The organism is Allobosea sp. Root381 (genome assembly GCF_001429395.1).
Lineage (GTDB): Bacteria > Pseudomonadota > Alphaproteobacteria > Rhizobiales > Beijerinckiaceae > Allobosea.
Genome location: NZ_LMJT01000005.1, coordinates 115,934 through 128,570 on the forward strand (window position 1 = coordinate 115,934; position 12,637 = coordinate 128,570).

General features: G+C 68.4%; 5 protein-coding genes. 1 reads left to right on the forward strand and 4 read right to left on the reverse strand.

Going from position 1 to position 12,637, the window contains the following annotated elements; translation table 11 throughout:
• Window positions 1–15: 15 nt before the first annotated feature.
• Window positions 16–960 (reverse strand): hypothetical protein, encoded by a 945-nt coding sequence (locus tag ASE63_RS06690; RefSeq protein ID WP_156410223.1) that lies wholly within the window; start codon window positions 958–960, stop codon window positions 16–18.
• A gap of 244 nt (window positions 961–1,204) precedes the next feature.
• Here ASE63_RS06690 and ASE63_RS06695 point away from each other — a divergent pair, with 244 nt between their 5' ends.
• On the forward strand, window positions 1,205–2,362 hold the full coding sequence (locus tag ASE63_RS06695; RefSeq protein WP_244491311.1) for a polysaccharide biosynthesis/export family protein: 1,158 nt from the start codon (window positions 1,205–1,207) through the stop codon (window positions 2,360–2,362).
• Between the two features lie 46 nt (window positions 2,363–2,408).
• On the opposite strand, the gene ASE63_RS06700 is transcribed toward ASE63_RS06695, so the two are convergent.
• The 3 genes from ASE63_RS06700 to ASE63_RS06710 all read right to left on the reverse strand — a co-directional run bounded on the left by ASE63_RS06700 (window position 2,409) and on the right by ASE63_RS06710 (window position 12,621).
• A complete protein-coding gene (locus tag ASE63_RS06700) occupies window positions 2,409–3,764 on the reverse strand; it encodes an aminotransferase class I/II-fold pyridoxal phosphate-dependent enzyme (RefSeq protein WP_056798433.1) in 1,356 nt (451 codons plus the stop codon).
• Window positions 3,764–11,161, reverse strand: coding sequence for a type I polyketide synthase (locus tag ASE63_RS06705; RefSeq protein WP_056798437.1), 7,398 nt, complete (start codon window positions 11,159–11,161; stop codon window positions 3,764–3,766). The genes ASE63_RS06700 and ASE63_RS06705 overlap by 1 nt, the downstream gene beginning before the upstream one ends.
• Before the next feature lie 173 nt (window positions 11,162–11,334).
• Window positions 11,335–12,621 carry a glycosyltransferase family 1 protein gene (locus tag ASE63_RS06710; RefSeq protein WP_156410224.1) on the reverse strand — a complete coding sequence of 429 codons (1,287 nt, stop codon included), beginning with the start codon at window positions 12,619–12,621 and terminating at the stop codon, window positions 11,335–11,337.
• Window positions 12,622–12,637: the final 16 nt, after the last annotated feature.

Here is a 12,637-nt window from a genome sequence, read left to right on the forward strand (position 1 = left end):
GTTGGCTCCATTCGGCTAGGCTTGCGCCGCATCGGCAGGATGCGGACGCCATTGTGTGAAATCGATCCCGACAAGGCCCATATGCCCCTCGATCGCGCCCTGCTCGTTCATGACCCTGACCTCGATCGGCTCGTGGGGCACTGCCACCACGATGTCGAATTCGAGCGAGAAGATGCCGCCGCGCTCGGCCAGGATCCGCGCCTTTCCGAGAAGCTCGGTGCTGTGCACCTCGATCGAGAAAGGCATGCCGCGGATATCCTGCGAGAAGCCGACCGACATGCGCGCCGCCCAGCTTCCGCGCGGCAGATGGTAATAGGGGCCGTAATAGATGATCCGCGCCCGCCCGGTCACGGCGAGCGCGACCGGGGGCATGGTGTCGGGCCGGTCTCCCATCAGGAAGCACTGGCGTGGCCAGCTGACCGCGCCCGGCGACCCATGCTGCAGATCCTGCAATCCCCCGAGAACCTGGGCGACCAGGGCCGCATCTCCCTCATCCAGCACGCTCTCCGCAGGGACGAGCCGATGCAGCGCCTCCCTCAGGCTTGGATGATCCGCCCCGATCTGCCGACAGATCTCCCGGGCCTGTTCGCGGGATAGGTTCAGCCCGAAATGTCCCAGCAACACCGCCAGGATCTCGGGCGCGGTACCGGCCATGTCTCGACGGATGACGAGACCTTGCGCCGCCGCAGCGAAGGGCCGGGCCAGCACCAGGCCGGCGCAGACCGGGCGGAGCGCCTGGGAGGTCGATATGCGATGGGCCTGCCGGACATGGCGCACCGCTTCCACGATGTCGTCGGCGAAGACCAGCGTGCGGATGTTCCGCTTCTCGCAACTCCGGGCGAAATCGGGATTCGGGAACTGGGAGAGGATGAGCCTTGGCGCTTGCCGCGTTCCCAGATCCGCCACGCTGTCGTTACGGTCGGCATGCAATACCGACAATTCGGGCAGGAGCCGACGCAACGAGGCTTCAAGAATTTGAAAGGCCCATGTTGTAAGAGGGCTGGGATAGCCAATAGCGACGAAATCCATGCCGGCACTCTTATGCGCTCCGTTTCGCAATCACAATCCGACTGCATTGGCCTCTGCGATATATGCGCATCGCGACGGTGTTGCTTTCCAACCACAACCCTGAACAAGGCTCAGAGCCGAGGTGGCTGACCTAGAGTTTGCGTGCTAGAAGCGGCGGAGCGTGATGGATACCTATATGCTGAAGTTTTCGATGGCCGCGGCTGGCCTGGCCTTTCTGACGGGGTGCAGCGCTCTTCCATCCGCGGGCCCCACCGCCGACGAAGTGACTTCGCAGGCTTCGGCCGAAGAGTTTCAGCGCTACGCCGTTCTGGACATCACTCCCGCGGTCAACGCGGTACTGCAGCGGCGTCCGCCCGAGAATATGCTGGCCAATTTCGGCGACCATCGCCCCCCTGTGGCGTCTCGGATCGGCATCGGCGACATCGTCGCCGTGACGATCTGGGAGGCTTCCGCCGGCGGCCTCTTCTCGGCGCCGCTGGTCACCGACCGCTTCTCGAGCGGATCGAAGAGCGCGACGATTCCCGAACAAGCGGTCGGGCGCGACGGTTCGATCACCGTCCCTTATGGCGGCCGGGTCAGCGTCGCCGGGCTCACGGTCGACGCCGCGCAGCAACGCGTCGAGACCAGCATTGCCGGCAAGGCGATCCAGCCGCAGGCGATCATCTCCATCACCCGTCCGGTCAGCAGCTCGGTGACGGTGACCGGCGAGGTTGCTGCGGGCGCCCGTGTGCCGCTCTCGGTCAAGGGCGACCGTCTGATGGACGTGATCGCCACGGCGGGGGGCGTCCGCATCCCCGTCAACGAGGCGGCGGTGCAGCTTTCGCGCGGCTCGCGCACGGTCCGGGTCGCGCTGTCGCGGGTCGTGGCGGACCCGCGCGAGAACATCTACATGCGGCCGGACGACGTGGTCACCGTGGTCCGGCAGCCGCAGACCTACATCGCCTACGGTGCGACCGGCCGCAACGCCGAGATCCCCTTCGAGTCCGACACGGTCACGCTGGCGCAGGCGCTGGCGAAGGCCGGCGGCCTGATCGATTCGCGCTCCGACCCGGCTGGTGTCTTCGTCCTGCGCTACGAGCCCCATGCCATCGCGCGCCAGCTCGTGCCGGACAGCCCGCTGCTCCAGGCCGGCGGCCCGGTTCCGGTCGTCTACCGCTTCAACCTGCGTGACGCCGACAACCTGTTCATGGCCCAGCGCTTCCAGATCCACGCCAAGGATCTGCTCTATGTCTCCAACGCGCCGCTGAGCGATATGCAGAAGGCGCTGTCGCTCTTCTACACGGTCGCCGGCCCGGCCCTGAGCGGCGTGGGCATCTACAACGTGACCCGATAGGCCCTCGCGAGCCTGCGGCGGCCGCGCACTCGCGGCGCGGCTGGCCTCAGCGCGCCAGGATCTGCTTCAGCGAGGCGTCGCCGAGCCCGGCGAGCTCGCGAGCGACACTGTCGACCGTGTCGTCGATCTGCTGGTCGCTATGGCCTGCATTGATGAAGAAGCGCAGCCGCGCAGCCTTCTCCGGAACCCCGGGCGGCACGATCGGGAAGGCGTTGATGCCATTGCGCAGCAGCCGCTCGGCGAGCATCAGCGTCGCGACGGTTTCCCCGACGATGACGGGTATCACCCCGTAGCCCCAGCTCTCGCCGACATTCAAGCCCGCTGCGAGCGCCCGCTCATGGAAGCGCTGAGACTGGCGCTGCAACTGCGCGACACGCTCCGGCTCACGCTCCATCAGTGCCAGCGCAGCCGCGGAGGCGGCCGCGGCCGTCGCCGGCATGCCGACGCTGTAGACGAAGCCGGGCGCCTGATGCTTCAGCAGATCAACCACCACCTCGCAGCCCACGACATAGCCGCCGCAGCTGACGAGCGACTTCGACAACGTGCCGAGCCAGAGATCGACTCCGCCGGGTGCAACCGCCTGCTGCTCGAAGATGCCGCGGCCCCGCGCACCCAGCACGCCCAGCCCATGGGCGTCGTCGATCATCAGCCAGGCGGAGAACCGCTGCTTGATGGCGATCAGCCGCGCCAGGTCCGGCCCGTCGCCATCCATCGAGAACAGCCCCTCGCTGACGATCAGGACTCGCTCGAAGCGATGCCGGTCCGCCGCCAGCATCGTCTCCAGCGCATCGAGGTCGTTATGCGGAAACAGCCGCCGCGCGCAGCCGGCAAGCTGCGCACCGACGACGACGCAATTATGGATCAGGGCATCGTGGACCAGCAGATCCTTCGGCCCGAGGAGGGTGGCGATGGTCGAGACCGCTCCCGCATGGCCCGAAACGAAGGCGATGCAGTCCTGCGCCTCGTAATTGCGAGCCAGCGCCAGTTCCAGCTCGCGATGGACCGCCCGCTCTCCCGCGGTGATCCGGCTCGCCGACACGGAGCTGCCGAACGCATCGACCGCCGCCGCCACGGCCCGGTTGATCTCGGGATGGCCGTTCAGGCCGAGATAGTCGTAGGAGGCGAAGTTGACGACCGGCTTGCCCTCGACGACCGAGACCGCGCCGGCCCTGGCATCGTGCTGCCGGTAATACGGGCTCGTGATCCCGGCGAAGGCGGCGAAGCCGCGCTGGAACTTCATCTGCTGGTAGAGCGGGTGGTCCTCGAAGGCGACGCTGTAGCGCTTCTCCACTCGCGATGCGGGCGCAGCATCCAGCCGCACGACCTTCTGCGCCGAACTCATTCGGGCGAGCAGGGCCGTCAGCGCATCATCGGAAAGCGGATCGTCGGCGGTTTCGGCCATCAGGCGGAGCTGCCGCTGGAGGTCTGGATCATCCGCTCGATGCGGCCCGTCTCCTCGTGAGACAAATCCATGTTCGAATGTATGCCGACGAGCTTGACGACGGTCGATTGCATTTCGCTCTCGACCCGGTCGGCCGTCGTTTCGGCAGCCTGATTGAGCTGCCCGACAATGGCACCGGCCATCTCGGCGAGATTGCGGTCGCCCGCTCCGACAACGGCAACCTGCACGCCGATCGCGGCCTCCAGCGCCATATGGAGCTCGAGCGCCATCAGGGAGTCGAGGCCGAGCTCGGCGAGAGGCCGGGCGAGATCGACCTTGCTCTCCGGCATGCGCAGGATGCCGGCGACCTCGCGCCGCAGGATATCCGTCACGATCGCAACCGCCTCCTCGCGGCTCTTGCCGCGCAGATCGGCTGTCAGCTCCTCCGCCTGCCCGCGCCGCGTTTCGCCGCGCAGCAGGCCTAGGTCGCAGAAGGCAGGGCTTTTCAGCAAAGCGAGCTTCTCGCCGCCGCCGCCAGGGGCGATGCTCGTCAGGAACTGCACTGGATCGGCCGCATCGCCGAGGCTCAGCAGCCGGCCGAGATGCGCCAGAGCCTCGAAGGAACGCATCGGCACCACCCCGGTCGTCCGGCGCAGGCGCTGCCCGAGCTGCTTGTCGCGCGCGATGATGCCGACATCCGAGATTGCGCCCCAGCCGATCGCAAGGGCCGGCCTGCCCTGGCTGCGGCGGGCGCGCATGAAACCTTCGAGGAAGCCGTTTGCCGCGACATAGGCGCCCTGCCCCGGACTGCCGATCAGCGTCGTGGCGGAGGAATAGGCAACGAAGAAATCGAGCGGCTCGCCGCGGGTCGCCGCGTCGAGATTGACCAGCCCCTCCGCCTTCGTCCGCAGCACCGCCTGCAGGCGCTCGGGCGAGAGATTGGCGATCAGCCCGTCATCGAGATGCACCGCCGCATGCACGACGCCGCGCACCGGGCCATGCGCTTCGGACAGGCGCGACACAGCGGCGCGAACCGCCTCCGCATCGCCGACATCGAAGGTCTCAATGAGGACCTGCGTGCCGGCCGCGCGCATCTCGGCAAGCAGCGGCGCCAGCGCCTCGTCGACCTGGCCGCGCCGGGACAGGAGCGCGATATGCGATGCGCCCTTCCGCGAAAGCCAGTGAGCCGTCGCGAAGCCGAGCCCCGTCGTGCCGCCGACCACGAGATAGAGCCCGGGCCGCGCCGCATAGGACAGCGGGGCGACGTCGATCCGCGCGGCACGCGGCGGGCGGATGACGATCTTGCCGATATGCTCGGAGGCCTGCATCGTCCGGAACGCCGCGCCGACCTCGTAACCCTCATAACTGCGATAGGTCAGGGGCCGCAATTCGCCGCGTCCGAAGGCGGCCGCCAGCTCGGCCATCATCCGCCGGACCAGCGCCGGATCCGCCGCCAGCAATTCGTCCAGGTCAATGCCGCTATAGGCGATGTTGCGCAGGAACGGGCGCAACGCGAGCTGTGTGTTGTCGAGGAAGTCGCGCTTGCCGAGTTCGAGGAAGCGGCCGAAGGGCTTCAGCAGCTTGAAGCTCGCCAGCATCGCCGGGCCGGCCAGCGAATTCAGGACAACGTCGACGCCGTCGAAGCGCTCCCCGATCTCGTCGGCAAAGCGCTCTTGGCGCGAATCGAACGCGGCATCCGCGCCAGCCGCCCTGGCGATCGCGCGCCGGGCCGGGTTGCTGGCCGTACCCAGGACACGCGCCCCCCGGGACTTGGCGATCTGGATCGCCGCGAGCCCGACGCCACCGGCCGCGCCATGGACGAGCACGTCGTCACCGGCGCGGACATGGCCTCTCTCGACCAGCGCGTACCAGGCGGTCGCGAAGGCGACGGGGATCGTCGCCGCCGCCTCGAGATCAAGATTGTCGGGGATCGGGAAGAAGTGCCAATCCGGGCTGACCACATGGGAGGCGAAGGCGCCCGAGACGAAACCCATCACCGCATCGCCCGGCCGGTGCTGCGTCACGCCCGGCCCGACCCGAACGACGCGTCCCGAGCATTCGAACCCGAGCGCGGCGCGCGTCAACCCGGCGCCGAGCAGATCGTCGTCGAGGAGGCCGAGGCCGACCATCACGTCGCGATAGTTCAGGCCGGCGGCAGCGACCTCGACCTCGATCTCGCCTTCGCCGGGCGCGCGGCGCTGCTGCTTGTGCCACTCGAAGCCGTCCAGGCCGACGCCGTCGGCGAAGTGCAGGACCGAGCGCTCCTCCGGGGCGAGCGGCGTATCCTCGACCATGCCGCGCCGGACGCGGACCACCTCCGGGCCGGCCGCGGTGATCCGCCACTCGCGCTCGCCATTGTCGAGAGCGAGAAGCTCGCCCAGGCGCATGTCCGCCGATGCGCAGGCGAGATCGGCCAGCCGCAGGTCGATCTCGGGGAACTCGTTGATCGCGACCCGGCCGAAGGCCCAGAGCCCGGCCTCCTCGCCGGCCTCACCGGCTCCGTTCGCCCGCGCCGTTTCGGTGAGGACGAAGACGCGGCAGGGTCGGCCGGCTGCACCGAGCAGCTTCAGCAGCGCCGCCAGCGCCTCGATGCGAGCGGCAAGCCCGGCGCGGAGCGTGCCTTCTGCCGCCGGAGCCACGATGATCGTCGCCCGCGCCCCAGCGGGCAATGCCGCGAGCCATGGTTCGACTCCGTCGCGATCGATGGTTTTGGCCGCCGTCACCCCGAAGCGCTCCCCGAGAGCACCGCTCCCGGCCTCGGCCAGGATCGCGAGCCCGACGGTCGCCACGCCCGCCACGCTGCGCCCGCTAGCGCGCGCGCCGGTCAGAACGAGCCCGCCATCGCCGTTCTGCCATGTCGAGATTTCGCTGGCGCCGGCCGCTTCGAGGCGCTTGCGCGGCGCATCCGGATCGCGATGGAACAGGTGATCGCCATCCGCGCGGATGCCCGGGCTCGCCGCCTCGAACAGGAACGCCAGATGCACATCCTCGGACGGCTCGGCCAGCAGGATCGGCGCTCCCTCGGCCAGAAGCGCCAGCGCGCGGCCAAGCGCCGCCTCGTTCGCGGCGCGCAGCGGCGACAGCGGCAGCGTGAAGCCGATCAGGGCCTCGAAACCGGCGGAGGCGTTCTGCGCGACGCCGTCGAGAACGAGGAGGTCGAAAAGGCTGCCGACGCCCGGCCGGTGCCGCTGCTCCTCGAGCCTGGCAGCATTCTCGACCGCCAGCGTCACCGAAATCAGGCCGGCCTGAACCGCTGGCGCGAATGCGTCCGCAAGGCCACTGCTCCAGTCGCCGACGACGAGGAGGCGCAGGCGGCGTGACGACGACGCGGTCCAGGCAGCGAGACAGGCTGCGACGACCTGACCGAGCGGAGCCGACAGCGTGCACAGGTTGCCTTGATCGGGAACCGAGCCGGACATGCGGCCGCCCGTCAGCGAGGCCTTCGCCCCGTGAAGCGCCTGCGCGGCAAGCCCGATCTCGCGATTGGCACGCGGGAAGCGTTGGAGCAGGGTCCCTAGGATCGCCTCAGGCGAGGGAACCGAGAACGAGCGCACCAGCCCTGTGCCGCCGGCCCTGCTCTCGACGCCGCCCGTCATCGCCAGGACCTCGCGGGCGAGGCCGATCAGGGGCTCGGCGTCAGGCATGATCTTGCCCTGCGCGGCGAGCCCCTCGAAGGTGGCGTCGTCATCGGGCAGCAGCTCCCGGCACAACGTCCGCGCGAGCGAGATGGCGAAGGCCTTGAACAGCAGGCCGATCTGGCGAACCGCCTCCGGCGAGGCCGCTTCCGCGCCGGGCTCGAGCATGGGCAGCGCCAGCGGATCGACGCCGACATTGTCCTGCCGGAAGGTGCGGTCCGCCACGAACGGCTTGATCAGATGGACCGACCTGAAGACTGCCGCTTCGATGGAAGCGACCAGCCCGCCATCTTCTCCGAGCAGAGACACCGACAAGGTCTTGAAGCGGTCGGATTCGCGCAGCAGCTTCGTCACCGAATGGCTGATCCGGGCGCCCTGCCGCCAGACGCGGATCTGCCGGAAGCGGATCGGCAGATAAGCCTTGCGCTCGCCGTCGCGCTGCGGTCGCGCCAGGAAGAGGCCGTGGAAGCTGGCATCCAGGGAAATCGGATGCAGCACATGCCGGTCTTCGAAAGCGCCGGTGCCCCCCTTTGCGACGAGCATGCGGCTCTCGCCCACGGTCTCGTCGCGCCTTGTGGAGGTGACGAGCCGGAAAAGCGGACCGTAATCCAGGCCCGCCCGCTCGGCCGCCCCATAGATTTCGGGAGCTTCGCTCAGGATCGGCTCGGCGACCCTGGGAATCTCTGGCTGCAATGCCAGCGCCGAGGCGGGCAGCCCGCGCAGGAAGCCGCGGGCATGCAGCAGCCAGTCGTCACCGGCAAAGCGCCGCCGGCTCCAGATCTCGATGCTGCCGGAATGGTCGGAATAGCGCGTCGAGACCTCACGGGTCTCGTCCTCGGCGAAGGCCATCGCCCTGAGGATATCGAACTCGCCGAGCTCCAGAACAGCAGCGCCCGTCAGCTCGGCCCCGGCGGCCAGAGCCATCTCGATCAGCGCCGCCGCAGGCAGGACGACACCGCCATCGACCCGGTGATCGCTCAGATAAGGTACCAGGACAGGGTCGAGCAGATTGCGCCACTCCGGGGCCCCGTCCAACACGCGGACCCCGAGCAACGGATGAAGCGGCGCGCTCGCGATCAGGCGGCCATGGGCATTGAGAGCCTCGGACGTCGCCTCGAAGTGATAGTCCTCCGGCTGGAAGGGATAGGGCGGCAGCGGCACGAGTTCGCGGGGTGGTGCGCCGAAGATCGCGGCGACATCGTGCTCGACCCCGTTCGCCACAAGCCGTGCGGCGATTGCGCGGACCGGATCGGTTCCGGCCCGGTCGTTCGCCGCCAAGGTCGGCAGCATGACGGGCTGCGCATCGCGCGCTCTCGCCGTCTCGGCAATAGCGCCGAGGAGGATAGCCCGCGGAGCCAGCTCGATGAAGGCTGCGTCGGGATGCGCGGCCAGCGCCGCGTCGATCGCGGCGAGGAAACGGACGGGGTGGCGGATGTTGTTCCACCAATACCGTGCATCGAGCCCTTTCCCCTTATGGAGCCGGCCGGTGACGGTCGAATAAAACGGCACCTGAGCCGCCTGGGACGCGACGCCCGAAAGATTGGCGACGATCCTGTCTTCCACGCCGTCGAGCGCCCTGGAATGGAACGGATAGTCGATGCCCAGCGGCACGCTGGCCACCCGGCGCTTGCGCGCCCGGTCGGCGATGGCGGCGATCTGGTCGGCAGGGCCGGAAACCGTGATCGAGGTCGCGCTGTTATAGGCGGCCAGGTCGACGTCGGATGCGCCCGTCTCGTCGATCAGCGCCTGGACGGAAGCCGGATCCGCCGCCAGCACCAGCATGCGCCCCATGCCGCGCACGGCCTCCTGATGCTCGCTCCTGACATGGAGGATGCGAAGCGCATCGACCCTGGTAATCAAGCCCGCGCATTCGGCGGCCGCGATCTCCCCGACGCTGTGCCCGATGACGCCCACGGGGCTGACGCCGTATCCGGTCAGGATGGCAGAGAGAGCCGACTGGACGGCGAAGATCAGGGGCTGCGCGACGGAAGTCCGCTCGAGCTGTTCCACCGAGACGCCGTCCCGGATCCGCTCGGCGAGCGACCAGCCGGCCAGCGGGCGATAGACGGCGTCGATCGCATCGATCTCGCGGCGGAAGGCCGCGCTGGACCCGTAGGCCAGTTGGCCCATCTGCGGATATTGCCCGCCATTGCCGCTGAAGACGAAAATGCCGCGCCGTGCCGCGCCATGTGCCGTCGCGCCGCTGGCCCGGCCCTGCTGCAGCGAGCCGGCACCGAAGGCCCGAAGAGTCGCGGCCGCCTCGCGGCTGGCCTCGGCCGACGTCGCCAGCGGGACCGCCAATCGGTGCGGCAGCACTTCGCGCTGATGAGCGAGCGCGCCCGCGATCCGTGCCGCTTCCGCTTTGGAGAGGGCTTCCGCGATCTGCTGCGCGCGCGCCTTCAGCGCATCCTGCGTGCTCGCGGAAACCAGAAGGACCTCGGCATCCCGCTTCGCCTGCGGCCGGGCGGAGATGATCTTCGCCGCAAAGGCGGAGCGCAGGATCGCATGACCATTGGTGCCCCCGAAACCGTAATTGCAGACCCCCGCGAAGACCGCGCCTTCCTGGGCTGTGATGGGCAACGCCCGCGTGACCGGCGCAAGGTTCAGCCCCGCGAAGTCGATCGCGTCGTTGCGGCTCTCCGCGAACAGCGAGCGCGGCACCAGGCCGTGCTCGAGCGCCAGGCTCGCCTTCAGGAGCCCGGCCAGACCGGAGGCCGCCTCCAGATGCCCGATATTGGATTTGACCGAGCCGACGGGCAGCGTCGCGCAGCGTCGGCGGCCCAGACTTTCGCCGATCGCCGCCGCCTCGATGGGATCGCCGATCTTCGTGCCGGTGCCATGCGCCTCGACGAAGGCCAGCCGTCGGGGGTCGACCTGCGCGTCCGCATAGAGGTTCTCGATGACCTGCTGCTGCGACCGCTGCGAGGGCAGCGAGATGCCATTGGTGCGACCGTCCGAATTCGTCGCCGCAGCGACGATGACGCTGCGCACGCGCCGGCCCGGCACGCAGGCATCCGACAGCCGCTGCAGAACGAGGACAACCGCACCTTCCGAGCGGACATAGCCGTCCGCCTCGCTCGAGAACGGCCGGCAAAGCCCGGTCGGCGACAGCATGCGCGCCTGCGAGAAGCCGATGAACGGCATCGGCGAAAGCAGCATGTTGACGCCGGCGACGATGGCCATCTCGACCTGGCCGGAGCGCAGGGCCGCCATCCCTTGGGCTAGCGCAACGAAGGAGGATGAACAGGCCGAGTCGACGGTGAAGCTGGGGCCCCTCAAGTCGAAGGCATAGGAGATCCTGTTGGACAGGATCGACAGGGCGTTGCCGGTCATGAAGTGGCTGCCGATCACCGCCGGATCAAACGCCCCCACACCCTGGTAATCGGCGGCCGATGCGCCGACATAGACGCCGACGTCCCGGCCGGCGAGAGACGAGGGCGGCAGGCCCGCATCCTCGAGGGCTCGCCAGGTGGCGCAGAGCAGAAGCCGCTGCTGCGGGTCCATCTGCTGCGCTTCGCGCGGGGAGATGCCGAAAGGCGCAGGGTCGAAGGCGAAGGCACCGTCGATGTAACCGCCGGCGAAGGTGTAGGAATAGCCCGGTGCGGGCTCACCCGGCCTCAGGAAGCGCTCGACATTCCAGCGCCCGTGGGGGCGCTGCGAGACCGCGTTGCGCTCGGCAAGCAACAGCTGCCAGAGCTCTGCTGGCGAGCCCGCTCCCGGAAGCAAGCATCCGGCGCCGATCAGCGCGACATCGCCTAGCGTTGCATCTGACGAACCGGGCATAACGTTAGGCGGGTGTCCTGGCGATCCGTTCGACTGCGACCGCCAGGCCGCCATCGGGCGAACATTACGGCATATACACTCAGAATCGACCGATACTCAAAATCACCGCTGATGACAATTGGGTAAGTCGCGCTTTCTCTCGCCATCCCCAAACGCTTAAGGAATATCGGCATTCAGGAGCGGCAACTGCCAGCCTCGATCGTCCGGCAAAACGTCGAGAGCGTGGCGAAATACTCGCCCCAGGTGAAGGTGGCAAAATCTGCCGACAGGCGGCCAGGGGCGCCGCTACCGTCGGCGAGACGCAGGACGGCCGCTTCCCAGCCTGGGCCGTCGATCGGATCGACGAAGACCGTCGCCGGATGGGCAACTTCGCGATGGGCGGGGATGTCGGAGGCGACGACCGGAGTACCGACTGCGGCGGCTTCGACGACGGGCAGGCCGAACCCTTCGATGAAGGACGGCATCAGCAGGGCGCTGGCCCCGCTGATCAACCGCTTCAGAGCCGGAGTCGAGAGGCCGTTGACGAGGTGGAGATAGGGCGCGAGCTCTCCCGAGCGTCGCAGCCTGTCAGCGATATGGCGCCCCTGCCAACCCATCGCGCCCGCGATCACCAGATGCGGCGTCGCGGCTCCAAGCCTGCGGTGAAGGCGTTTCCAGACCTCCAGGAGCAACAGGTGGTTCTTGCGCGGCTCGATGGCGCCGCAGACCACGAAATAAGGAACTCCGGCAAGCGCCGGGTCGGGATCGGCCGGCTCGCGGAAGATCGCGGGAATCGGCAACGGCAATGTCAGGGTCGGCAGAGCCGGCGCACCCCGCCGCGTCAGTTCCGCTTCGATAGCTGTCTGCGCGGTCCCGGTCGTCACGATCAGCCCGGCCGCGCGGCGTGCCGTCTGGTCGACCATGGCGGCATGCCCTTTCACCGCGCTCGCCGCCACATATTCGGGGGTTTCCAGCGGAATCACGTCATGCAGCATGAAGAGCGGCCGCACATCGCGACGCCGGTCGAGCCAGCGCAGGAGAATGGGGAAGGCCAACCCGATCTGACCGACATTGATGTAGACGGTGCCGGGCTTCAGCGAGGTCACCACATCGTCGCCGAAGCCGATTCCGGTGGCCTTGAGCAGCGAGGTCATCCGCGCAGCGAGCGCGAAGGCGTTGCCGCGCCGCCGGTGCATCACGCCTGCCTCACCCTGCAGGCGCTGCTTCAGCCGGACCCAGACCTCGTCCTCGTCAGGGCGCCTGTTCTCGGCCCAGAGTTCCTCCAACCGCGCGAGCCCGCGCAGAACCCGCTCCCTCGGAAAGGACCTGATGCCCCAGGCTGTCGGAAGCAGCGCGCAGCAATCCTCGTCGGAATCCTGGAAGAAATGGCGCATATAGGCCAGATCGACCCGGTCGATGCCGCGAGGCGTCAGCGACAGCGGACCGAGAAACAATCGCGTCGCATCATAGGCGATAGGCACGGCGCTATCCTAGGGT